Origin of the sequence: Lysinibacillus sp. FSL R7-0073, assembly GCF_038009065.1 — a bacterium.
GTDB classification, from domain to species: Bacteria; Bacillota; Bacilli; order Bacillales_A; family Planococcaceae; genus Lysinibacillus; species Lysinibacillus fusiformis.
Genome location: NZ_JBBPAS010000001.1, coordinates 3,786,808 through 3,809,219, shown reverse-complemented (window position 1 = coordinate 3,809,219; position 22,412 = coordinate 3,786,808). Strand labels below are relative to the sequence as shown.

The window sequence follows — 22,412 nt, the reverse complement described above, 5'->3', positions numbered from 1 at the left end:
ATACATCTCAATGAACGGAGGAGAAAAGATGGCTAAAAAAATGCCTGATATCGGCGATTACAAATACGGTTTCCATGACAAGGACGTATCAATTTTCCGTTCAAAACGTGGTTTAACTGAAGAAATCGTCCGTGAAATTTCAAATATGAAACAAGAGCCAGAGTGGATGCTGGAGTACCGCTTAAAAGCACTTGAAACATTCTATGCAAAACCAATGCCACAATGGGGTGGCGATCTTGGTGATTTAGACTTTGATGAAATTACGTACTATGTAAAACCATCAGAAGCTACACAAAAATCATGGGATGAAGTACCTGACGAAATCAAAGCGACTTTTGATAAATTAGGGATTCCGGAAGCAGAACAAAAATATCTTGCGGGTGTATCTGCACAATATGAGTCAGAGGTAGTTTATCATAATATGAAGCAAGACCTTGAAGATCTTGGTATTGTGTTCAAAGATACAGACTCAGCATTACGCGAAAACGAAGAAATTTTCAAACAATATTGGGGTAAAGTAATCCCATACACAGATAATAAATTTGCGGCATTGAACTCAGCTGTATGGTCAGGTGGATCATTTATTTATGTACCACCAGGTGTTAAAGTTGAAACACCTTTACAAGCTTACTTCCGCATTAACTCTGAGAATATGGGGCAATTCGAACGTACGCTAATTATTGTGGATGAAGGCGCGCATGTACACTATGTTGAAGGTTGTACAGCCCCTGTTTACACAACAAACTCTTTACACTCAGCTGTTGTAGAAATTGTTGTTCGTAAAGATGCCTACTGCCGTTATACAACAATTCAAAACTGGGCAAACAACGTATACAATCTTGTAACGAAACGTACAGTTGTTGAAGAGAACGGTACAATGGAATGGATTGATGGTAACATTGGTTCTAAATTAACAATGAAATACCCAGCATGTATCCTAAAAGGTGAAGGTGCTCGTGGTATGACATTATCTATTGCATTAGCAGGTAAAGGTCAACATCAACATGCTGGAGCAAAAATGATTCATATGGCACCTAACACATCTTCTACAATCGTTTCTAAATCGATTGCTAAACAAGGTGGTAAGGTTACGTATATGGGACAAGTTCGTTTCGGTCCTAAAGCTAGCGGTGCTCGTGCCAACATTGAATGTGATACGCTGATTATGGATAATCAATCAACTTCTGATACAATTCCATACAACGAAATTCTGAATGATAACGTTTCTTTAGAGCATGAAGCTAAAGTTTCAAAAGTATCTGAAGAACAATTATTCTATTTAATGTCTCGCGGTATCTCTGAAGAAGAAGCGACAGAAATGATCGTAATGGGCTTCATCGAGCCATTCACAAAAGAATTACCAATGGAATATGCAGTAGAAATGAACCGTCTTATCAAATTCGAGATGGAAGGTTCTATCGGATAAAATTAAAATAAAAGGGGCAGATTCTAATATCTGCTCCTTTTTTACGTTTTCTATGAGGAAGTAGAGGATGCTTTTATATCCTTCGATAAAATTTAAGGGGCACTCAATTAAAGCTCTAGGAGTATCTATTTTCAAGCTTTTTGTGATGGGAGAATAAATGCTTAGAAAAGGAGAAGAAGCACCGCAAGCCTTATCCCTTTAGTAAGCAATAGTTCAAAGCTTTTATCAATCATCAGGTTAGGGACTTATTAAGCCCTTTATTATAACCCTTTGGTCTAATTGAATTTTATGAAAAAGGAAGGTTCTATCGAATATTTTATTAATTAACCCTTGTCACAACTATGATTGTGGCAAGGGTTTTTTTTTGTATGGAAAAAAATTTCTTAATATATTTGCAATAATAGTGGATTTTTATAATGAGACATACTAAAATGATAATGAGAATCAATATCAATTAAGAGAAGGAGAATGATGAGTACATGAGAAACAAGTTTCTATTTATTAGTATGATAGCGGTATTTATGCTAATCCTCGCTGCATGCGGAGAGAAGAAAACAGATACGTCCACAAATTCTACGAAAGAGGAAGTATCACAAACACAAGATGATTCTGGCAATGAAAATGGGACAAGAACCATTGATTATCTTGGAGAAAGCTATGAAGTGCCCGAAAAGGTCGAAAGAATTGTTGTTACGGGTGCGATGGAGGCCATGGAAGATATGGTTGTTCTTGATGTTCATCCAGTAGGAGCAATTGCGGTTGGTGGTAAATTCCCTGAGTTGTACGCTGCTATTACAGATAAGGCAGAATCGATTGGGGAGAAGATTAAGCCAAACTTTGAAAAAATATTAGAATTAGACCCAGATGTGATTTTAGGCTCAACAAAGTTTCCAGAGGAAGTACAAAGTAAATTAGAAAAAATCGCTCCGACCATTTTAGTTTCGCATATTTCTACGAATTGGGAATCTAATTTTAACTTATTAGCTGAATTAACGGGCAAGCAAGCAGAGGCAGAAAAAATATTATCTACATACAAGGCGGATATTGAAGCAGCAAAATCTAGCTTAACAGAAAAGCTAGAAGGCAAAAAAGTAGCAGCCATTCGAATTCGTGGAGGACAAGCTTATGTCTATCCAAAAGAAGTATTTTTGAATCCTGTTATATATGGTGAGCTTGGTTTAGAGGTTCCTGCTGAAATAGCTAAGGCGAAATCACAAGAAGCGATTTCTGTTGAGCAACTAGCGGATATGAATCCAGATTATTTATTTTTGCAGTTTTCAACCGATGAAAATGCGGATGCTCCTAATGCGTTAGAAGATTTTAAAAAGAATCCAATTATCCAAAATATCAATGCTTTTAAAAATGAGCAAGTATTTGTTAATGTTGTGGACCCACTAATGGAAGGTGGACCAGCGTTTAGTCGTATTACTTTTTTAGAGGCAATCCAACAAAATCTTGATAAATAACTTGTTTGGCATGAGTTCAATCGTATAAGGACTCATGCTTTTTCTTTGTGAAAAGCTAGATTTTTTACAGGATAATTAATTGTATGAGAAGACTGTATGCTATGATTATGTTGTAGATAGAGGAGGATGTCACATGATTGTAGTTGGATTAACTGGATGGGGCGATCACCCTTCACTTTATAGTGGAGTGACTACTTCAAAGGATAAATTATTTGATTATACAGGTCATTTTTTAGCGGTGGAAGTAGATACTTCCTTTTATGCCATACCATCCAAAGAGAATGTTTGTAAATGGTGTGAGAATACACCGGAGAATTTTCGTTTTGTAGTGAAGGCCTATCAAGGCATGACGGGACATTTGAGAGGAGATATTCCTTTTGAATCAAAGAATGATATGTTCAATGCTTTTATTGAATGTGCCCATGAATTTAAACGTTTTGGAAAACTAGGAATGGTTTTAGCTCAGTTTCCACCTTGGTTTGATTGTCAGTCGAAAAATGTTCAATATTTATTGTATATTCGTCAACAACTAAAGGATTTCGAAGTGGCTATCGAGTTTCGCAATCAAACATGGTATGGAGATAATGTAGTACAACAAACAATGGACTTTTTACGAGAGCATCAATTTATTCATACGATTTGTGATGAGCCACAGGCGGGTATAGGATCGGTTCCCTTTTATCCTAAAGTGACTGCCAATAAGGCGCTGGTGCGTATCCATGGTCGAAATATACATGGTTGGCGCAACACAGGGAATGCAGAAAATTGGCGCAAAGTGCGCTTTTTATATGACTATAATAAAGAAGAATTGCAACAGCTTGGACAGCAAATTCTCAAGCTTGAGACAGAGGTGCAGGACCTTTTTATATTATTTAATAACAATTCAGGTAATCATGCAGCGAAAAACGCGAAGGAATTACAGGCTATTTTGAATATTAAAGATGTTGGGTTAGCGCCTAAACAATTAAACATGTTTGAAGGGGAATTATAATGGCGTTTATTTTATTAATAATTATTGCATTATTTTCTGGTCTCCTTGGCTCATTGGTTGGGCTTGGTGGTGGCGTGGTATTAGTGCCAGCAACTTTATATATTGGTTTAAACCTTGGAATGATTCCAGATATAACACCACAAAAAGTAGTTGGTTTATCTGTTGTAATGATGATTTTTACAGGACTTGCCTCCACATTAAGTTATATGAAATCAAAAACGGTGGATTATAAAACTGGCTATATATTTTTTATCGGCAGTATTCCAGGCTCTATTTTGGGCGCATGGGTTAATAAAGGATTAGATTTACCATCCTTCAATTTATACTTTGGTATTTTGCTTATTATTTTATCGATTATTTTACTTGTACGCGACAAATTAAAGCCTGTAAAATGGTTTGTGAAAAATGGTCTGCAACAAGAATTTACTGATGCCGAAGGGAAAACCTTTGTCTACGGATATCCGATTTGGTTTGCGATTTTATTTACATTCGGAGTGGGCTTTGCCTCAGGACTATTTGGTATAGGTGGAGGCTCAATGATTGTGCCGGCTATGATTATATTGTTCTTATTTCCACCACATGTAGCAGTAGCAACTTCGATGTTTTTAGTCTTTTTAACGTCACTTGTTAATACGGCAAGCCATGTATATTTAGGGCATGTTCCTTGGCTTTATACAATTCCTGTGATTCCAGGAGCGTTTATTGGGGCGAAGCTAGGTGCGGCGTTAAATAAAAAAATTAAATCAGATACGCTTGTAATGGTTCTTCGAATTATTTTATTACTATTAGGAATTCGTTCCATTGTTGAAGGGATATTGGCTTAATCGGCTATACTAGCTAATGAAAATGAGGTGGCTTTAATGCTTGAAAAAATCCATATTTTTCACACAAATGATTTGCATAGTCATTTTAAGTATTGGCCACGAATGCAAAGCTATGTGAAAGAGAAGCGCAACAGTCTAGCGAGAATAGGGGAAACGAGTTATTTGTTTGATGTGGGGGATCATTTAGATCGCTCTAATATTTATACCGAAGCGACAATCGGTAAGGGGAATGTACAACTACTCAACGAAGCAGAATACGATGTAGTGACAATTGGGAACAATGAGGGCATTACATTGTCTCATGATGAGCTTTTTCATTTATACGATGATGCAAATTTTGATGTTGTTGTAGGTAATATTGATGCATATCAGGGGAGAAATCCAGCCTGGCTGAAGCCCTATGTTGTGCTTACAACGGAGAAGGGGACGAAGCTAGGGATAATTGCAGCCACGGCTATGTTTGAAGTGTATTATGAGGCGTTAAATTGGCAGATGGTTGAAGCGCGCAGCACACTTCTTCGTTTAGCCCATCAACTACGTAAAGAGGTTGATATTGTTTTATGCCTATCACATTTAGGGATAACCGAAGATGAGCTATTAGCGGAGGAATGTCCAGAAATTGACGTTATATTCGGTTCACATACACATCATGTCTTGCCAGAAGGGAAACGCGTCAATGGTGTTTTATTGACAGGTGGAGGTAAATTTGGACAATATACAGGACATCTTGTTATCGAATACGATAAAAAAATGAGGAAAATTGTTGAAAAAAAGGATACTTTAATTCATAATAAGGACTTGCCAAATATCCATAACGAGCAGCAATTTGTACAATCCTTAGAGGATGAGGGAATTAGAATATTGGATACGCCAGTATTTACGACGAAGAAATCTTATAATAAGGAATGGTTCCACTACTCACAGCTATCTGATTTATTTGCACATGCTATTTTAGAAAAAAGTGGTGCTGACTGTGCCTTGTTTAATGCTGGAATATTTTTAGATGGCCTTCCAAAAGGAACTGTGACTGCATTAGATTTACATCGGATTTTTCCACATCCTATTAATTTATGTACAATTGAATTATCCGTTACGGAAATGAAGGAAATTTATATGCAATCCAAGAATGAAGAATGGCCCTATATTGAATTAAAGGGATTAGGGTTTAGAGGTGTGATTTTTGGAAAAATATTGACATATGGTTTTTCCATGAACGACAATCGTCAGTTATTAATTAATGGAAAGCTGGCAAATGATGATCACATCTATAAACTTGTAACATTAGATTTGTTTACTTTTGGATATTTTTATCCAAGTTTCAAATATGCAAAGAAGCAATATATATTACCAGAATTTTTACGAAACATTATGATAGATTATGGTCAAAGTTTCTTTAAGTAATAGTGTTAGCTTAAAGAATAGATTGGGGAAGAAATCATGCGATTAATTTCAATCGATGTATTAAAAGAAGGAATGGTATTAGGCAGAACCATTTGGAATGAGGCGGGGCATCCGCTTTTAAAGAAGGATGTCATCATTAATGACCGAATTATTCAGCGACTTCAACAGTTAAATACACATTACCTATACATTGACGATGATATTTCGGAGGGCATTGAGGTAGAAGAAACTGTTCCACCTGCGATGCGAAATAAAGTCATTACAACAATTAAAGATTCATTTCAATCAATCGATGGTTTAAATTCAGTAAATGCCTCTTATATATTAGATCAACAATCAAAAACAATTGTCTCGATTGTAGATGAACTACTTTCTGCTGTTACTGGAAATGATGAAATTTTAACGATATTAACAGATGCTTATTTATTTGATGAGTATTTATATCAACACTCCTTCCAAGTGACACTATACTCGATAGCCATTGCCAAAGAGCTCGGCTACTCTGCTGAGGATTTACGGTTAGTAGGGATTGGTGCATTACTACATGATGTAGGTAAACTAATGGTACCAAAAGATATCCTAACAAAACCAGGTCGCCTAACCAATGAAGAATTTGAAGCGATGAAAATGCACGCCCGATATGGCTTTGATTTATTACGCAATTTACATTCTATATCATTGCTAGTGGCTCATTGTGCATTTCAACATCATGAGCGTATTGACGGAAGTGGCTACCCACGAGGATTAGTTGATTTTGAAATTCATCCATTTGCCAAGATTATTGGCGTTGCCGATGTCTTTGACGCGGTTACAACGAATCGAGTATATCGTGAAAAAATGCTTCCTTCACAAGGACTAGCTATTGTAGAGGCAGGCTCCGGTACGCTATATGATGCTCGCATCGTAAAAGCGTTAAAAAGAGCTGTCGTTCATTATCCAAATGGTGTTATCTTAAAATTATCAGATGGTCGACGTGGCATTGTATCTAGACAAAACCCATTGGATGCAGCATTACCATGGATTCGTATTTTTGAGGAGCAAAATCAACTGCTCGCGGCTACATATGAGGTTAATTTAGTGGACTATCCAAATGTTTTAATTGAAAATGTTGAGACGGATTATATGGTTCCTGCAAAGGTAGAATAAAATACTCCTCCTGTTCATACGTTATGGAACAGGAGGAGATTTTTTTGTTTTTCCCTCGAAAAAGGATGAAATTGCGCTCGTATAATAAACGGGGAATACGTCTTAATCGATTAACCATTTTAATTGTTAGTATGGTTGTTTGTCTTATATTATTTATTTATTATTTAAATGAACGGCTCATGCCCACATATTTGCAGTATGCAGAGGTACAAACTACAAAAATTGCATCATATGTAGTAAGTAAAGCCATTAACTCACGAACCTCCAATGTATTAGATGTAAATGATATCATTGAAGATATTCCTCCAGGTAGTTCTGATATGATGACAACAAAGTTTAATACGGAAATTATTAATCGTGTTAGAGCGGAGACATTAGAGCTTGTAAAAATGTATTTAGAGCAGGCAGAACAAGGAGAACTATCACATTTACCTGAATTAGATAATGTTGAATATGATATTAACCGAATTCAGGAAGGCGATGGCATTGTCTTTTTTGTACCGCTGGGGCAAGCCGCGAATATTCCTTTGCTCGGAAATTTAGGGCCAAAAATCCCTATACGATTTCATGTGATAGGAAATGTCCATAGTAATGTGACCTCATCCATTCAAGAATTTGGGATCAATAGTGCGTATGTTGAAGTAGGCATTCATTTAGAGGTAAATGTCCAAATTATTGTTCCGTTTGCAAGTAAATCTTCAACCGTTGCACAGGATATTCCTGTAGCTATGGGGTTAACTAGAGGACCAGTACCGAACATCTATACCAATAGCAGTGATGCGCCTCAACCTTCCATTGAAATACCTGTGCCATTTAAATAGAAATGTTTACTGTGATAGTTGTTGGAGTTCATTTATTATGTTACATTGACAACAGTGAAGATAGTTAATATAAAAAATGCATATTTTTGATAGGGGCGATATCCGTATGACATCTTGTAAACCTACAAGTAAGGAAGAACATTTAAGAAAACCAGACTGGCTAAAAATAAAACTAAACACTAATGATGAATATAAAGGTCTTAAGAAGCTAATGCGTGAGAAAAATCTTCATACAGTTTGTGAAGAGGCTCGCTGTCCAAATATTCATGAATGCTGGGGAGAAAGACGTACGGCTACCATGATGATTCTTGGTTCGGTTTGTACACGTGCTTGTCGATTTTGTGCAGTAAAAACAGGCTTACCCAATGAATTAGACTTGGCAGAGCCAGAACGTGTTGCAGATTCAGTAGCAATTATGAACCTAAAGCACGTTGTCATTACTATGGTAGCACGTGACGATTTAAAAGATGGGGGAGCGGAAGTTTTAGCAGAAACAGTACGTGCTATTCGCCGTAAAAGTCCTTTCACATCTGTTGAAGTATTACCATCCGATTTAGGTGGTATGAAGGAAAACCTTCAAATGTTAATGGATGCGAAGCCAGACATTTTAAATCATAATATTGAAACCGTGCGCCGATTAACACCGAGAGTACGTGCTCGTGCAAAATACGAGCGTTCTTTGGAGTTCCTTCGTCTAGCTAAAGAAATGCAACCAGATATTCCGACGAAATCATCTTTAATGATTGGTTTAGGAGAAACTCATGATGAAATTTTAGAGGTAATGGATGATTTACGAGCAAATCATGTAGATATCATGACGATTGGTCAATATTTACAGCCTACGAAAAAGCATTTACCAGTTAAAAAATATTATTCACCGATAGAGTTTGGGAAACTGCGAAAAATTGCTATGGAAAAAGGCTTTAAACATTGTGAAGCTGGCCCACTTGTACGTAGTAGTTACCATGCTGACGAACAAGTAAATGCTGCAACAAAAGAACGTCAGTTACAAGCAGAGCTCTAAGCGTCAAGGATGAACAAGAGGGTGGTGTCACTTTGATCATAGTTGAAGGATTAGAATATGAACTATTAGAAGATTTTCGTGAAGCCTTTCAGGAGGAAGTTTTTCAGGAAAGGTATTCCGATATATTGGCTAGATATGATTATATAGTAGGTGATTGGGGCTATAACCAATTACGATTAAAGGGCTTTTTTGATGATAAAAATCAAAAGTCGACTTTTGATACGAAAATAAGTACGCTTCAAGATTATTTATACGAGTATTGTAATTTTGGCTGCGCCTATTTTGTCTTACGTAAAACAGGGAAAGTTATGAAACAGCCAGAGGTGTTGGATGCTAATGAAATAATAGCGGAACCAACCGACCAAGAACCATTAGCAGAATAAAAAGAAAAAACTTGATGTGATGTGCATCAAGTTTTTTTCTTTGTTTTTATTAGCTTTTGTATGATTGGGGAATAATAAAGCTCAAAACAGCTAATTAAAGGTGAGATACAAATGAAAAGAGCCGTCTTTTTAGACCGTGATGGTGTAATCAATGAAGTATTAACAAAACGCGTGAAATTTGTTAATAAACCTAGAGATTTATACTTTTTACCACAAGTTCCAGAAGCTATTCGCAAATTAAATAAACACTTTGACTATATTTTTGTCGTGACAAATCAAGGTGGTGTTGGTTTAGGCTTTATGAGCGAAAGTGGCTTGCAAAAAATACATGAGCATATGGTCAAGGAGCTAAAGAAAAAAGGTGCCATTATTCATGAAGTAGTTTATTGTCCCCATAAACCTAAGTCAGGCTGTGCCTGTAGGAAACCTAATAGTAAACTAATTATTGATTTAGGAAAGAAATATAACGTTGATTTATCGAAATCCTATATGGTTGGTGATACGGATACAGATATTATAGCTGGAAAACAAGCAGGTACAAAGGGCGTGTTTTTAGGTGGGGATGACCCATTAGCAGATGCAATTTTTCCTGATTTGATGAGTGCAACGCGGTGGATAATTAAGGATGCAACAGCTTGAGAAATGAAGGTACAAGAAGTATAAAACGTTGAAAAAAGGATAATTTATGAGTGGAGGTGATGATGTTGACGAAGGATAAGCGCAATAAAAAGCCCCTAGATCGTGAAGAATATGGATATGGTTTTGATATTAGTGTAGATGATTTAGGCGTTATTGGTCAAAATAACGAAGCGAAAAAGCAAAATGATAATGAAAATAAAGACAAGCCACATAATAAAGATAATCCATCCACGCTCAATAAATAATCGACCTTAAAAGATTTCGCAAAAGCCAACTGGTGAGCGAAATTTTTTTATCTTGATTTATTGATTCACAAAAAATGCTCGTGCAATTTAATGATGGCCTACAAAAAAACACCCTGTAAAAAGGGTGTTAGTTCAATAGCTCACGTAAATATTCCCGAAGTTCTTCTGTTTCGTCCTCTGTACGATTGTATACATGTTCTAAGTAGCCAGGCTCTTCTACATCATCAGGACCAATAATCGCAAAGCGACCAAATTGAATATCCATGACAAGCACTTTCCCAAAGAAGCGGCCAGATTGTAATATCGCTAAATCATAGCGTAATTTTTTTCCTGCAAAGCTAACAAAGCGAGTTTTTGTATCTTCTACATCATCATATAAAAAAAAACGTTCCATCTTTTAATCTCCTTCCAGTCCTATAGTTATGGTACTATAGAAGAGAAAAGACTATCAACTTTTAAAGATTTGAATGGGGGCTTTCCTTGTGTATTTTGTAGATCGTAATAAAATCACAAAAAATTTACAGTACTTAGATGGGCTATTAGCCATTTTGGAGACAGAGAATAATTGGTCTCAAAATGATATAAAGAAATTAGCTATCGAGCGAATTGGTCACAACATTATGGAGTCAATGATGGATGTAGGAAATTTAATGATTGACGGTTTCATAATGCGCGACCCAGGAAGCTACGAGGATATTATTGATATATTAGTCGATGAAAAAGTCGTAGTTGCTGAAATGGAGGCACCATATAAAGCAGTTGTTGGCTTGCGTAAAATGCTTGTACGCGAGTTTATAGAGGTAGATATCGATGAAGTTGTCCACGTACTTACAGCCAATTTATCAGCATTAAAGCAATTCTCGCCTGCAGTCCATAGTTATTTAACAAATGAGCTAGGTCCAGTTTCTGCCTTTTTACCAGAGGATCATCAATGAGAGATTATAAGGCCTATTGCTTTGATTTAGACGGCACTGTTTACCGTGGAAAGGAAGGGATTTCTTCTGCTGTTGCTTTTATTCATCGCTTACAGCAAGGAGGAATCGAGCCATTTTATGTCACGAATAACTCTTCTAAAACACGTGAACAACTGCAAGATGCTTTAATGTCTATAGGGATTAGTGCACCATTAGAACATATTTATTCAAGTGCGTCCGTCACAGCGAAGTATGTGGCACTCCATTATGCAGGTAAAAAAGTAGCTATGATGGGTTCTGATGGTATTCGTCAGGCATTACTTAGTGAAAATATTGTGCCTGTTGAAGATGAGGCGGATGTATTTGTCATGGGAATTGATCGAACGCTTGATTATATGGCACTTGCTAGAGCGACTATCTTTGTCCAAAAAGGAGCAGTCTTTATTGCCACAAATCAGGATATTAAGTTCCCAACAGAATATGGCTTCTTACCAGGGAATGGTTCTTTTGCTCGTTTAGTAGGAGAGGTTGCAGGCGTTGATCCTATTTATATAGGTAAGCCATCACCTGCTATCCTAGAAGTGATTGCGACAGAACATCATTTTGCTAAAGAAGACATGGTTATGATTGGTGATAATTATGATACGGACATTATGTGCGGTATTAATTTTGGCTGTGATACAATCCATGTGAATACAGGCGTTACGCCCACAAAGGTTGTACAAGAGAAAGAACTTCAACCTACATATGTAGTGGAAGCGTTACAATAAATAAAAGGATGTTATGCAGATTTTTTAGCATAACATCCATTTTTTTTGTTCAAATTTATTCATATAGGCGTTTTAGCAAACTACCATAAAGGATTTTCTTCAATAAACTGATAAATGGCTTTCGTTAATGCTTCTGGAGAATCAGCTTCTACTAATTCACCATTGACAATAGCATAAAAAGATTCTGAGCACTTTGTACAATAACTGAGGCAGCCATATTCCAAAACGTCAATATTCGGATCGCGTTCGAGTACTTCATAAGTTGCTTGAGAGCCATTTGCTAAATTACTAATACAAAATTCAACCATTGGATTCATCCATGTCACCTCACCAAAGTAATGCTACTCGGTTTTACGAAATTCGTCAATTATTTAAATTGAAGGTAAAGAAGCGTTTTTATATAAAACTTTAAGGGAAAACCGTTATTAATTGATTAAAAATCTATCGAAATGAACATCTTTTCATTTATTTTGTGAAATCCTTCACAAATTTTCATTCTGATATTGTGAAACTTCTCACAATCGGGTATACTCGTTTGTGGATACTTTGTGAACAATTATTAAAAGAGATATTAAAGGAGAATATTATGGGTAAATTAGTACTTTTAGGTGGCGGCTATGGCAATATGCGTGTCATGCTTCGTCTATTAAATAGTCTGCCATTAGACAGAGAGGTAGTCATAATAGATAGAGCCCCTTTCCATAGTTTAAAAACTGAGTTTTATGCGTTAGCAGCAGGTACTGCTACAGATAAAGAGATTCGTGTAAGCTTCCCTGAGCATGAACGTTTAACGCCTGTATATGGAGAAATCACTGAAATTAATCGTGCGGAAAAAGTAGTCGTTTTAGAAGATGGGCAACGTATTGAATATGATGATTTAGTCGTTGGTCTTGGTTGCGAAGATAAATATCATGGTGTACCAGGTGCAGAGGAGTACACTTATAGCATTCAAACAATGGGACAATCACGTGCTACACTTCAAGCTCTATGTGGTTTACCAGCTGGGTCTACAGTCGGAATTGTAGGGGCTGGCTTAAGTGGTATCGAACTTGCAAGTGAGCTACGTGAAAGTCGATCTGATTTAAAAATAAAGCTATTTGACCGAGGTCCACGTATTCTAAAGGATTTCCCTGAAAAACTAAGTAAATATGTAAAGGATTGGTTCGTTAAGCATAACGTTGATGTTATTGCCAATTCCAATATTACTAAAGTGGAACCAGGTAAAATTTTTAATCATGAAGATGAAATTTTACTCGATAAGGTCGTTTGGACAGCTGGCGTACAGCCTGTCAAAATCGTACGTGATATGGATGTAGAGAAGGATAAACAGGGTCGTCCACTAGTAACACAGTACTTTAATGTACTTGACGATGAACATGTATATATTGTTGGAGATTGTGCTTCCTCAGATTTACCTCCAACTGCACAGTTAGCAGAGGAACAAGCAGAGCTAATTGTAAAAGTACTTCGTATGCGCTGGAAGGGCGAACAATTACCTGAAAAAATGCCAGATATTAAATTAAAAGGTTTCATGGGTGCCCTTGGTAAAAAACAAGGTTTTGTCTATTTGGCAGATACAACAGTTACAGGTCGTATCGCTCGTTTAATGAAATCTGGATTATTATGGTATTACAAACGTCAAAATGATTAGTTAGTAAAAGGGATTGTTTCTACTTGAAACAATCCCTTGGTTTGATTAAACTGTTTTATCTGGAACAAACCCTAAACCTTCAAGTGCAGTGAATACCGGTTTCAACTGTACATAGCCTTCACCAACGACTTCATTATTAATGAGAACAAGAGGGTAGAAAAATTCATCTTCCTGAATACGTGTCGCATAGTCTTGATCTCTATCATTCTCAATTGGACCTTCGATATCGATATAACGAATATCATAGGGTTGATCTGGATATTTTCGGTCGATAGCTGCTTGTAGCCACTCATATGTATCTTTGGAAGATGGAGCATTGACACAGCTAGCGCAAATTACAGCTGTTCCATAAATTTCAATCATAGGTTTAGTTGGTTGCATCGTATTTTCTCTCCTTGTGATTCAATATTGGATTTTTTCTGTTGCTAACATTATAATCATTATAAGGAAAGGAGTCGAGATAAAATGGCTGAAGCAACAATTAACGACCAAGTTCAAGAGGTATTAGATAAATTACGTCCATTTTTACTACGTGACGGTGGAGACTGTGAATTAGTAGATGTTGAGGATGGCGTTGTAAAATTACGTTTATTAGGTGCTTGTGGCAGTTGCCCAAGTTCTACTATTACATTGAAAGCTGGTATCGAACGCGCATTATTAGAAGAAGTACCAGGTATTGTGGAAGTAGAGCAAGTATTCTAAGACATAAAAAAAGTTCTAGCTGAATCTCAGACTAGAACTTTTTTTATTTATATGTGGCGCGCATGCTCTTTTTCTTCGCGGATGATAGCCCATTGCTCTTTTGCCATATCTATAATTTTTGCCTCACCACCGCTACTTTGTTTTTCAATCACTCTAGAGAAGAAGCGTGTCGCATTTTCAATGTCTCCGATTCTTCTTGATAATTCAGCAATCATATACATGATACGTACAGCAGACATTTGTGTAGAACTGTAATCTTCTGTTGAATATGATTCCATATAATGATCCCGCGCAAGTTTCATAAAGCGCTCCTCTTGCCCACTATTTTTGAGAGAACGGTAGAGCCAAGCAAGACGCAAAGCTAAACCAGCAATAGCGACATGTTTTTCTTTTTTTATCGTGCCGCAGAGGAAAGCCAATTTATACGCCTGTATCGCCTGAAAAACAGTACGTTCTCCCTTAAAATCATGATGCACCCACTTTTTTGTAATCTGCGTGTGAATCTCATCTTGAATACCTGGTGCAAAATATTTTGTAAAATCCTCTGTAAATGAAAAGCCACAATGCTCGCAAACGAAGACATTGTAATAAAGTGCATTCACATCATCCGTATAAATAGGGTGGAAATCGGTTTCTGTTTGTTCTACTTTAATAAATTTGGAACGAACTTTTAACGTCGGAAAATCCTTTTTACAATTCAAACATTGAATTTGTTTTTCATAATACGGTGAAATATCCATATATATTACCCCCTACATAGAAGTCATTGTAACTATTATACCAATGGAGCTAGTAGAAACATGAACAAAAATTCCTAAACATGTGAAAAATATGAGAACTATCACTAAAATTTACCTTGAAGCTGAATGTTTGTCATACAATGGTCAAAATTGATATGATATTAGGTAAGAAGGAAGGTGATGGGGATGACAAGTACAAAGCAAGTTATTGAAATTACACAGGCTGCCGCCTTTCATATTAATGAGATGATGGAGCATAATGAAGAGCAAGGTTCTTTTTTACGTGTAGTAGTAAACGGTGGCGGCTGTAGCGGACTATCCTATGGTATGCATTTTGATCAAGAGAAAAAAGAGGATGACTTTGTAGATGTACAACATGGTTTAACAATTCTTGTTTCCCGTGAAGATGCGCCGATTTTGATGGGAACAAAAATTGACTATAAACAATCGCTAATGGGCGGTGGCTTTACAATCGATAATCCAAATGCCATTGCATCATGTGGCTGCGGTACATCTTTCAAAACAGCAAAGCGTGAAGGTACACCTGAGATTTGTGAATAATTAAACGTGATATAAATGTAGAAGTCAATCCTGATAATATGTAAACACAATCTGAACTAGTTGTGAATACCAAGCCTTTTTGATTTGTATGTTTTGAAAACAACAAATTGAAGAGGCTTTTACTTTGTTTTGAAAACATAAAAGTCTTAAAGGAAAGCCTTGTCTAGATAATTAAACAAGGCACTCTAATAATTTAAAATTTATAATACCAAAAAATTGCTAGTTCATTAGCTGTTGGAAAATTTGAATATAGCATTGTATCCACTGCACCTATTACGAATTGATTTTTGGCATAAAAATGACAAGCTGAAACATTGATATCTTGTGTTTCAAGCATGAGACCACAGCAGTTTCTTTCTTTTGCCCACTCAATGGCTTTATTTAGTAAGGCAGAGCCAACGCCATTTTTTCTATAATCTTTTGCGACAGCGATGTCTTCAATAAGTGCATATCCGTTCCAGTTAGAGCACATCTTAATCTGTCCTACACAGTGGTTGTCAATATAATAAAAAAATACAGCTTTCTCGATATCTTCTATGTAACTGAGATCAATTACATCTTCTTCATATTTTTTGAAGTAAGGCTCCGAACATATTTCCTCTGTAAATGTCCAAACTTTATCTTTGAATGTCGGTATAATTTTCCCCGAGACTATAAAACCGTCATTTGATTTATTAAAATCCTTCATAGTAGATGGAGTCATTTTAATGATCATTTTACTCTCCCTTTCTGTATTCAACCATGTGGTAGGTTGGATGGCTTTTATTTTCTGAAAATCTATATCTCCTCCCCCGATTGCTGGATAGTGGAACAAAGTGAAAATAAGAAAATGGCTTCTTTTGATAGTGATGGAAGAACCCTTTTAGCATGGAGTTAAATAGACTTTTCACGCTCCATAAACTTTACGCCGTTTAAAACTGCTAGCTTATAGATGGCCCTCTTTTCATCAAGACCAAATTGTCCATTTTCCTTAATGACAAAGTGTTCATTGCTTTTAGTTTGAAAGTAATAGGTTCCAAACGTACCTATTTCGTATTCATAGATAACCTCATGTAAATCTTGCCATTTATAAATAGTTTGATGGTGATACTGTTGAAAAACGATTTGATCCTTTTGTATGGCGCTATAGCTTAATAAAGAATAATAACCTAATACGATACTACTTAAGATGATGACGCATGCAAGGGTGTAGATGTTTGGATTCCTTTTTAATCCGAGTACAATGAAAACTACGAAGATCAAGCCTAAGGCTATTAATAGCATAATAAAGTTGCTAGGTGGTGTCATCAGGACGACATCCTCTCTATGGGCATAGAATGTCTGCGATATGGTTAGAGGCGTAAAAAAGGCTAAAAAAGGCGTGAGTATCGCTAATATAAGAGGAGCTGCTACAAAGTATTTTGCTCGTACTGATAGTGCATGTAACATAAAATCTCCTTTCTTATTAAAATGATGAGATGCACTCAGTGTAACATATTTACAAATAAGGATTGTCTATGCATTTTTGAATTATAAAGATTGGTCTTAAAATTCTGAATAAAAGCTTCATTCCACTGAAAGCGAGCAGGTATAATAGTTATATAGAGGTGAAGGTTATGAGAAAAGATCGAGGGAAAATATGGTTGGGTGTATCCGGTGTTACGGTGAATGAGCTTGGACAATGGTTAGTTGTGAAAAAGGCTTATAGCGGATTGAAAGGACGTTGGTCATTGCCAGCGGGATTTGTTAACGCAGGTGAAACCGTGGATGAGGCGGTCATACGTGAAATAAAGGAAGAAACAGGAATAGATTGCAGTGTATCAGGCTTAATTGGATTTCGTACAGGCGTTATCCGTGACGATATCAGTGATAATATGGCGATTTTTTATTGTCGTATGCTAGATGAACAACAGCAGGTATGCATTCAGGAAAAAGAAATACTAGAAGCCAAATGGTTGTATCCTCAGGAGCTCGCACAAGATGAAACAACCTCCGTTATGTTAAAAGAAATGGCATCCAATCAATTCGAAAAACATCAGTTAGAAGCGATAGAGGGGATTAATCCTGGCGATATTTTTGGGTATACCTCGTATCGACTGTTCTTTAAAAAATGATATGACTTCGGGAGGGGACCTATGATGGAGCTGTTTTTATTTATGTTAGAGCGCGTCGGGCTGATCATTGTGTTTGCCTTTTTAATGTCAAGATGGAGACTGTTTCGAGAGAAGCTGTTTCAGGAGCAAGGGACGAAGGAGAAAATATGGCTCGTCATTATCTTTAGTAGCTTATGTATTATTAGTAGTTATACAGGGATTAAAATTGAAAGCGGTACGATACACCCGTTAAATCAGATGATACATAGTACGATTAATGCTGAGGAGGCTATTGCTAATACAAGATTAATTGGTGTAGCCATTGCAGGCATTTTCGGTGGACCCCTTGTTGGTGTATGTGTAGGGATTATTGCAGGGATTCACCGTATGACACTTGGGGGCTTTACAGCGATAGCCTGTGGCATTTCGACGATTTTAGCAGGCTTTATGACCGGTGGATTAAGCAACCGTTTCAAAATACGTCAAACTTTTTCCTATAAGAAAGCTGTTATCATTGGAATTTGTGCAGAAACGATTCAAATGTTAGTGATTTTAGTAGTTGCGAAGCCATTCGAGCAAGCTTTGCAGCTAGTGACATTGATTGCCATGCCAATGATTTTGATGAATGCCTTTGGAATCTTTTTATTTTTCATGATTATAAAAACATTTATCGATGAAGAAGAACGAGCAAAGGCACTGCAAACACATCAAGCTTTTTCAATTGCTCAACAAACGATTGAGCATTTCCGAAAAGGCTTGAATGAGGAATCCTGTCAGACGGTGGCTGAAATTATTAAAAGAGAAATTAATGTAGAGGCGGTCGCCATTACGGATAAAAACGGTGTATTAGCACATGTTGGCGTTGGGGAAGACCATCATTTAATTCATCGGGAAATTATGACGGCTTTGACGAAGAGAGTACTAGAGGAAGGGAAAATTTTAATGGCTACTTCGGCAAAGGAAATTCAATGTCCACATGATGATTGTCCTTTAAGCGCTGCCATTGTTTTGCCTTTAATGGTACAGCATCGCACGGTTGGAAGTCTAAAGCTGTATTTCACCAAAGCAGATTCATTAACAGGGGTGAAGAAGGAGCTTGCGGAGGGTTTAAGTAGACTATTCTCTTCACAGCTGGAATATGCTGAAATTGAACAACAACGAAAGTTATTAAAGGATGCTGAAATTAAAGCGTTACAGGCACAGGTTCATCCTCATTTCTTCTTTAACAGCCTTAATACGATATCAAGCTTGATCCGTACAGATGCAGATGAGGCAAGAGCATTATTGATCAAGCTTAGTACATTTTTTAGAAGCAATTTGCAAGGTGCACGGCAAATGCTTATTCCATTGAAAAATGAAATAGATCATGTTGAGGCTTATTTATCCATTGAGCAAACAAGATTTCCTAAGCGTTACGAAGTTGAGTTTATTATGGATGAATCACTTTTCGATGTGCAGATTCCACCATTTACATTACAGCCTCTTGTTGAAAATGCTATTTATCATGCTTTTAAAAATAGTAAGGAAGGCAAGATTATTGTCAAAGTACAACGAGCGAACGATAAGCTAGTCTTGTTAACCGAAGATAACGGTTGTGGCATGAGAAAAGAGCAGGTAAAGCAGCTCGGTAAACAGATTATGCAATCGGAGCAAGGGACTGGAACGGCGTTATGGAATATTTATCAACGTATTCATGAAATTTACGGCTCTGACGCTGATTTTCATATAGTGAGTACATTGGATGTAGGAACAAAAATAATGATTCAACTGCCGTTAAAGGCGACTAGATGGGAGTAGAAGAGATTGAATGTATTTATTGTGGATGATGAACCGTTGGCTCGCGCTGAATTGCGCTATTTATTAGAGCAAACAGCGTTAGTAAATGTTTGTGGTGAGTCTGAAAGTCTGGAGGATTTTTACAACACGACACAGTATGAACAGGTTGATTGTGTATTTTTAGATATTGAGTTAGGCATGAATAATGGACTTGATTTAGCTAAACAATTACTGTTGCATACACAAAGACCCGAAATTATCTTTGCTACTGCCTTTGATGAATACGCATTACAGGCATTCGAGGTGAATGCCTTTGATTATATTCTGAAACCTTTTGAAGCACAGAGAGTACAGGCTGCTGTAGAAAAGTTAGTAGCTAAAAAAATAGCTACACAGGCGAAAACAATGGAAGAAATAAAGATATCACAGCTTGACAAGCTTGATAAATTAACGGTTTATGTCAATGATCGAATTTTATTAATTAAAATACAGGATATTTTATATTGTACATCGGAGGACAGTAAAACGGTGGTTGTCACAGAGCAAGGGAGGTTTTTTGCTTCGGAGTCATTGGCAGCATTAGAAAAGAAGCTGACATTAAAAGGATTTGTGCGTGTCCATCGTGCGTTTATCGTAAATTTAGAGCATATTGTGGAGCTAGAGCCTTGGAGTAGTTCTAAATATAATTTAATTTTGCACAACAGACATTCCATTCCTGTCAGTAGGCTCTATATGAAGGATGTGCGGAAAATTTTTGACCTATCGAGGTAGTTGCATTTCAACGGTAGAAAACTACATTTCAACTTTTGATTCTGACATTTCAGTTAATTTTATGAATATCATGGACATTCCTTTGCTATGATGTGGAAAAAGTAAAAGGGGTGTTTGCATGAATGCGATTACAATTGTGATAGGCTCTATTTGTGTTTTGGTGATTAGCTATCGTTTGTATGGCATATTTTTTACAAAAAAGGTATTGAAAATAAAGGATGATACGCCCACGCCCGCCCATGCTTTGGAAGATGGTAAAGACTATGTTCCGACGAATAAATGGGTAACCTTTGGGCATCACTTTGCAGCGATCGCTGCTGCGGGACCATTAGTTGGACCAATTTTAGCTGCACAGTTCGGTTATTTACCTGGTCTTCTATGGTTATTAATAGGAGCGGTCATTGGAGGAGCTGTCCATGATGCAGTCGTATTGTTTGCTTCTATGCGCCATGGTGGTAAGTCTTTATCCGAAGTGATGAAGGAAGAGCTCGGTCCGATTGCTGGCTTCTGTACAGGCCTTGCCATGCTGTTTATTATTACAATTACAATGGCAGGTCTTTCTATGGTAGTTTTAGGAGCTTTGGAACGCAATCCATGGGGGACGTTTGCAGTAGGGATTACCATTCCAATTGCTATGCTTGTGGGTATTGCTTATCGTAAAACAGGCAATTTACTTGTTACGTCAGCAGTTGGGTTTATTTTATTAATGATTGGCGTATTTATAGGGCCGCTTATTCAAGGAACTGCATTTGGTGATTTTTTAACGTTTGATCGTGATACATTAGCAATTATTTTACCTATCTATGCATTTTTTGCAGCGGCATTACCTGTGTGGCTATTATTGGCTCCACGTGATTATTTAAGTAGTTTCATGAAAATTGGGGTGTTCATCGCTTTAATTATTGGTGTCTTTTTCGTTAACCCAGCTATTCAGTTCCCACCATTTACAGAGTTTATTCATGGTGGAGGTCCGGTAATTGCAGGTCCTGTTTGGCCATTCGTGTCCATTACGATTGCCTGTGGAGCTATTTCCGGCTTCCATGCCTTTGTAGGCTCAGGAACGACACCTAAAATGATTGACCGTTGGGAAGATATTCGAATCGTTGGCTTTGGAGCAATGTTAGTTGAGTCGTTAGTAGGTGTGATGGCGTTAATTGCAGCTACAGCCCTGCATCCAGCAGACTATTTTGCCATTAACTCAGCGCCAGCAGTTTTTGCTACATTAGGAATGGAGCCTGTTCATTTACAAGCATTATCTCAAAGTATTGGAATGGACTTAGAGGGACGAACAGGAGGAGCCGTGACATTAGCTGTCGGAATGACGGATATTTTTACAGGTATTCCTTGGTTTGCGGAGTTATCCTCCTATTTCTATCAATTTGTCATTATGTTTGAGGCTGTGTTTATTCTAACAGCGATAGATGCGGGAACACGAGTGGCACGTTATTTAATTCAAGACTTTGGGGGCAATGTTTATAAGCCATTGAAGCGTACTAATTGGATACCAGGGACAATTTTCGCTAGTGCACTTGCTTGCTTTATGTGGGGTTATTTATTGTATTCAGGAGATATCAGCTCCATTTGGGTATTATTCGGGGTTTCTAATCAGCTAATGGCGGCAATTGGTTTAGTATGTGGAGTGACGATGGTACTGAAGGTGGCAGATAAACGAATCTATGCACTAACTTGTTTTATCCCATTAACTTATTTATACATCACTGTGAATGTGGCAGGTTATTGGATGATTAAAAATGTTTATTGGAATCCCGCAGCTGCCGGCTTTAATATGTTAAATGGCATATTATCCGTTATCATGCTGATGCTAGGGCTACTCATTGTTATTTCAGCCTTTAAAAAATGGGCACAGCTGTGGAAATCTCCAAAGTTTGTATTAACTCAATCAACTTCATAATGTAATAAAAGAAACTATTGGAGATAAGAAATGGTCTTCAATAGTTTTTTTTTATGGTATTTTTTGGTATGAAATATCCATGATCAATCACAATCAACAAAAATGATTTCCTAAATATGTCGAACAAGCGAAAACAAGGATATGTTCATTGAAAGCGTTGTCGTAATCATGTAAACT

General features: G+C 37.0%; 26 protein-coding genes. 20 read left to right on the top strand and 6 right to left on the bottom strand.

Going from position 1 to position 22,412, the window contains the following annotated elements:
- The first annotated feature begins 28 nt into the window (after window positions 1-28).
- The 11 genes from sufB (at window position 29) to MKY88_RS19140 (ending at window position 10,366) form a co-directional block, all read left to right on the top strand.
- Complete coding sequence (gene sufB, locus MKY88_RS19190; protein ID WP_069482499.1) at window positions 29-1,426, top strand: Fe-S cluster assembly protein SufB; 1,398 nt, start codon at window positions 29-31, stop codon at window positions 1,424-1,426.
- A gap of 479 nt (window positions 1,427-1,905) precedes the next feature.
- Window positions 1,906-2,892, top strand: a complete 987-nt coding sequence (locus MKY88_RS19185; protein ID WP_340814446.1) for an ABC transporter substrate-binding protein — start codon at window positions 1,906-1,908, stop codon at window positions 2,890-2,892.
- A 133-nt stretch (window positions 2,893-3,025) separates the two neighbouring features.
- A complete protein-coding gene (locus tag MKY88_RS19180) occupies window positions 3,026-3,883 on the top strand; it encodes a DUF72 domain-containing protein (protein ID WP_340814444.1) in 858 nt (285 codons plus the stop codon).
- Window positions 3,883-4,707 (top strand): sulfite exporter TauE/SafE family protein, encoded by an 825-nt coding sequence (locus MKY88_RS19175; protein ID WP_069482481.1) that lies wholly within the window; start codon window positions 3,883-3,885, stop codon window positions 4,705-4,707. The genes MKY88_RS19180 and MKY88_RS19175 overlap by 1 nt, the downstream gene beginning before the upstream one ends.
- A gap of 36 nt (window positions 4,708-4,743) precedes the next feature.
- Entirely contained in the window at window positions 4,744-6,108 is a 1,365-nt protein-coding gene (locus tag MKY88_RS19170; protein ID WP_328201137.1) for a bifunctional metallophosphatase/5'-nucleotidase, read from the top strand.
- 36 nt (window positions 6,109-6,144) lie between these two features.
- A complete protein-coding gene (locus MKY88_RS19165; RefSeq protein ID WP_069482479.1) occupies window positions 6,145-7,254 on the top strand; it encodes an HD-GYP domain-containing protein in 1,110 nt (369 codons plus the stop codon).
- A gap of 23 nt (window positions 7,255-7,277) precedes the next feature.
- Window positions 7,278-8,075, top strand: coding sequence for a sporulation protein YunB (yunB, locus tag MKY88_RS19160; protein ID WP_069482478.1), 798 nt, complete (start codon window positions 7,278-7,280; stop codon window positions 8,073-8,075).
- 106 nt (window positions 8,076-8,181) lie between these two features.
- Window positions 8,182-9,099, top strand: a complete 918-nt coding sequence (gene lipA / locus MKY88_RS19155; protein WP_069482477.1) for a lipoyl synthase — start codon at window positions 8,182-8,184, stop codon at window positions 9,097-9,099.
- A 32-nt stretch (window positions 9,100-9,131) separates the two neighbouring features.
- Window positions 9,132-9,482, top strand: coding sequence for a YutD family protein (locus MKY88_RS19150; RefSeq protein ID WP_193832954.1), 351 nt, complete (start codon window positions 9,132-9,134; stop codon window positions 9,480-9,482).
- Between the two features lie 111 nt (window positions 9,483-9,593).
- Window positions 9,594-10,121, top strand: a complete 528-nt coding sequence (locus tag MKY88_RS19145) for a D-glycero-alpha-D-manno-heptose-1,7-bisphosphate 7-phosphatase (RefSeq protein ID WP_328201134.1) — start codon at window positions 9,594-9,596, stop codon at window positions 10,119-10,121.
- 62 nt (window positions 10,122-10,183) lie between these two features.
- Window positions 10,184-10,366 carry a hypothetical protein gene (locus MKY88_RS19140; protein WP_170844129.1) on the top strand — a complete coding sequence of 61 codons (183 nt, stop codon included), beginning with the start codon at window positions 10,184-10,186 and terminating at the stop codon, window positions 10,364-10,366.
- Between the two features lie 127 nt (window positions 10,367-10,493).
- Here MKY88_RS19140 and MKY88_RS19135 read toward each other — a convergent pair whose 3' ends face one another.
- Window positions 10,494-10,760: a DUF3055 domain-containing protein gene (locus MKY88_RS19135; protein ID WP_008178058.1), complete on the bottom strand. Its 267-nt coding sequence runs from the start codon at window positions 10,758-10,760 to the stop codon at window positions 10,494-10,496.
- A gap of 88 nt (window positions 10,761-10,848) precedes the next feature.
- On the opposite strand from MKY88_RS19135, the gene MKY88_RS19130 reads away from it, so the two are divergent.
- On the top strand, window positions 10,849-11,301 hold the full coding sequence (locus tag MKY88_RS19130) for a DUF86 domain-containing protein (RefSeq protein ID WP_036119960.1): 453 nt from the start codon (window positions 10,849-10,851) through the stop codon (window positions 11,299-11,301).
- A complete protein-coding gene (locus tag MKY88_RS19125; protein ID WP_069482474.1) occupies window positions 11,298-12,050 on the top strand; it encodes a TIGR01457 family HAD-type hydrolase in 753 nt (250 codons plus the stop codon). The genes MKY88_RS19130 and MKY88_RS19125 overlap by 4 nt, the downstream gene beginning before the upstream one ends.
- An 80-nt stretch (window positions 12,051-12,130) precedes the next feature.
- Here MKY88_RS19125 and MKY88_RS19120 read toward each other — a convergent pair whose 3' ends face one another.
- A complete protein-coding gene (locus MKY88_RS19120) occupies window positions 12,131-12,367 on the bottom strand; it encodes a YuzB family protein (RefSeq protein ID WP_008178065.1) in 237 nt (78 codons plus the stop codon).
- A 269-nt stretch (window positions 12,368-12,636) separates the two neighbouring features.
- On the opposite strand from MKY88_RS19120, the gene MKY88_RS19115 reads away from it, so the two are divergent.
- Window positions 12,637-13,701: an NAD(P)/FAD-dependent oxidoreductase gene (locus MKY88_RS19115; RefSeq protein ID WP_069482473.1), complete on the top strand. Its 1,065-nt coding sequence runs from the start codon at window positions 12,637-12,639 to the stop codon at window positions 13,699-13,701.
- A gap of 45 nt (window positions 13,702-13,746) precedes the next feature.
- Here MKY88_RS19115 and MKY88_RS19110 read toward each other — a convergent pair whose 3' ends face one another.
- Window positions 13,747-14,082, bottom strand: a complete 336-nt coding sequence (locus MKY88_RS19110) for a YuzD family protein (protein ID WP_193832951.1) — start codon at window positions 14,080-14,082, stop codon at window positions 13,747-13,749.
- Window positions 14,083-14,166: 84 nt separating this feature from the next.
- Here MKY88_RS19110 and MKY88_RS19105 point away from each other — a divergent pair, with 84 nt between their 5' ends.
- Window positions 14,167-14,403, top strand: coding sequence for a NifU family protein (locus tag MKY88_RS19105; protein WP_004228295.1), 237 nt, complete (start codon window positions 14,167-14,169; stop codon window positions 14,401-14,403).
- A gap of 47 nt (window positions 14,404-14,450) precedes the next feature.
- Here the strand turns inward: MKY88_RS19105 and MKY88_RS19100 are convergent, their stop codons facing one another.
- Entirely contained in the window at window positions 14,451-15,143 is a 693-nt protein-coding gene (locus tag MKY88_RS19100; protein ID WP_069482471.1) for a DUF2225 domain-containing protein, read from the bottom strand.
- Between the two features lie 186 nt (window positions 15,144-15,329).
- Between MKY88_RS19100 and MKY88_RS19095 the strand changes: the two genes are divergently transcribed.
- A complete protein-coding gene (locus MKY88_RS19095) occupies window positions 15,330-15,704 on the top strand; it encodes a HesB/IscA family protein (protein WP_328201130.1) in 375 nt (124 codons plus the stop codon).
- Between the two features lie 193 nt (window positions 15,705-15,897).
- Here MKY88_RS19095 and MKY88_RS19090 read toward each other — a convergent pair whose 3' ends face one another.
- Together MKY88_RS19090 and MKY88_RS19085 are read right to left on the bottom strand one after the other, a co-directional pair.
- Window positions 15,898-16,419 carry a GNAT family N-acetyltransferase gene (locus MKY88_RS19090; protein ID WP_340814441.1) on the bottom strand — a complete coding sequence of 174 codons (522 nt, stop codon included), beginning with the start codon at window positions 16,417-16,419 and terminating at the stop codon, window positions 15,898-15,900.
- A 158-nt stretch (window positions 16,420-16,577) separates the two neighbouring features.
- The gene (locus MKY88_RS19085; protein WP_340814440.1) at window positions 16,578-17,132 is read right to left on the bottom strand and encodes a hypothetical protein; all 555 of its coding nucleotides are present in this window, start codon (window positions 17,130-17,132) and stop codon (window positions 16,578-16,580) included.
- A 167-nt stretch (window positions 17,133-17,299) separates the two neighbouring features.
- Between MKY88_RS19085 and MKY88_RS19080 the strand changes: the two genes are divergently transcribed.
- The 4 genes from MKY88_RS19080 (at window position 17,300) to MKY88_RS19065 (ending at window position 22,235) form a co-directional block, all read left to right on the top strand.
- Complete coding sequence (locus tag MKY88_RS19080; protein ID WP_069482467.1) at window positions 17,300-17,797, top strand: NUDIX hydrolase; 498 nt, start codon at window positions 17,300-17,302, stop codon at window positions 17,795-17,797.
- Window positions 17,798-17,821: 24 nt separating this feature from the next.
- A complete protein-coding gene (locus MKY88_RS19075) occupies window positions 17,822-19,573 on the top strand; it encodes a sensor histidine kinase (protein WP_328201417.1) in 1,752 nt (583 codons plus the stop codon).
- Between the two features lie 6 nt (window positions 19,574-19,579).
- Window positions 19,580-20,323, top strand: coding sequence for a LytR/AlgR family response regulator transcription factor (locus MKY88_RS19070; protein WP_340814439.1), 744 nt, complete (start codon window positions 19,580-19,582; stop codon window positions 20,321-20,323).
- Window positions 20,324-20,441: 118 nt separating this feature from the next.
- Window positions 20,442-22,235 carry a carbon starvation CstA family protein gene (locus tag MKY88_RS19065; RefSeq protein WP_069482465.1) on the top strand — a complete coding sequence of 598 codons (1,794 nt, stop codon included), beginning with the start codon at window positions 20,442-20,444 and terminating at the stop codon, window positions 22,233-22,235.
- Window positions 22,236-22,412 lie beyond the last annotated feature (177 nt).

What these genes read in the sequence shown, in the direction of transcription:
- sufB (WP_069482499.1), top strand. Translation starts at nt 29, where the DNA reads ATGGCTAAAAAAATGCCTGATATCGGCGATTACAAATACGGTTTCCAT.
- MKY88_RS19185 (WP_340814446.1), top strand. Translation starts at nt 1,906, where the DNA reads ATGAGAAACAAGTTTCTATTTATTAGTATGATAGCGGTATTTATGCTA.
- MKY88_RS19180 (WP_340814444.1), top strand. Translation starts at nt 3,026, where the DNA reads ATGATTGTAGTTGGATTAACTGGATGGGGCGATCACCCTTCACTTTAT.
- MKY88_RS19175 (WP_069482481.1), top strand. Translation starts at nt 3,883, where the DNA reads ATGGCGTTTATTTTATTAATAATTATTGCATTATTTTCTGGTCTCCTT.
- MKY88_RS19170 (WP_328201137.1), top strand. Translation starts at nt 4,744, where the DNA reads ATGCTTGAAAAAATCCATATTTTTCACACAAATGATTTGCATAGTCAT.
- MKY88_RS19165 (WP_069482479.1), top strand. Translation starts at nt 6,145, where the DNA reads ATGCGATTAATTTCAATCGATGTATTAAAAGAAGGAATGGTATTAGGC.
- yunB (WP_069482478.1), top strand. Translation starts at nt 7,278, where the DNA reads ATGGAACAGGAGGAGATTTTTTTGTTTTTCCCTCGAAAAAGGATGAAA.
- lipA (WP_069482477.1), top strand. Translation starts at nt 8,182, where the DNA reads ATGACATCTTGTAAACCTACAAGTAAGGAAGAACATTTAAGAAAACCA.
- MKY88_RS19145 (WP_328201134.1), top strand. Translation starts at nt 9,594, where the DNA reads ATGAAAAGAGCCGTCTTTTTAGACCGTGATGGTGTAATCAATGAAGTA.
- MKY88_RS19140 (WP_170844129.1), top strand. Translation starts at nt 10,184, where the DNA reads ATGTTGACGAAGGATAAGCGCAATAAAAAGCCCCTAGATCGTGAAGAA.
- MKY88_RS19135 (WP_008178058.1), bottom strand. Translation starts at nt 10,760, where the DNA reads ATGGAACGTTTTTTTTTATATGATGATGTAGAAGATACAAAAACTCGC.
- MKY88_RS19125 (WP_069482474.1), top strand. Translation starts at nt 11,298, where the DNA reads ATGAGAGATTATAAGGCCTATTGCTTTGATTTAGACGGCACTGTTTAC.
- MKY88_RS19120 (WP_008178065.1), bottom strand. Translation starts at nt 12,367, where the DNA reads ATGAATCCAATGGTTGAATTTTGTATTAGTAATTTAGCAAATGGCTCT.
- MKY88_RS19115 (WP_069482473.1), top strand. Translation starts at nt 12,637, where the DNA reads ATGGGTAAATTAGTACTTTTAGGTGGCGGCTATGGCAATATGCGTGTC.
- MKY88_RS19110 (WP_193832951.1), bottom strand. Translation starts at nt 14,082, where the DNA reads ATGCAACCAACTAAACCTATGATTGAAATTTATGGAACAGCTGTAATT.
- MKY88_RS19105 (WP_004228295.1), top strand. Translation starts at nt 14,167, where the DNA reads ATGGCTGAAGCAACAATTAACGACCAAGTTCAAGAGGTATTAGATAAA.
- MKY88_RS19100 (WP_069482471.1), bottom strand. Translation starts at nt 15,143, where the DNA reads ATGGATATTTCACCGTATTATGAAAAACAAATTCAATGTTTGAATTGT.
- MKY88_RS19095 (WP_328201130.1), top strand. Translation starts at nt 15,330, where the DNA reads ATGACAAGTACAAAGCAAGTTATTGAAATTACACAGGCTGCCGCCTTT.
- MKY88_RS19090 (WP_340814441.1), bottom strand. Translation starts at nt 16,419, where the DNA reads ATGATCATTAAAATGACTCCATCTACTATGAAGGATTTTAATAAATCA.
- MKY88_RS19085 (WP_340814440.1), bottom strand. Translation starts at nt 17,132, where the DNA reads ATGTTACATGCACTATCAGTACGAGCAAAATACTTTGTAGCAGCTCCT.
- MKY88_RS19080 (WP_069482467.1), top strand. Translation starts at nt 17,300, where the DNA reads ATGAGAAAAGATCGAGGGAAAATATGGTTGGGTGTATCCGGTGTTACG.
- MKY88_RS19075 (WP_328201417.1), top strand. Translation starts at nt 17,822, where the DNA reads ATGGAGCTGTTTTTATTTATGTTAGAGCGCGTCGGGCTGATCATTGTG.
- MKY88_RS19065 (WP_069482465.1), top strand. Translation starts at nt 20,442, where the DNA reads ATGAATGCGATTACAATTGTGATAGGCTCTATTTGTGTTTTGGTGATT.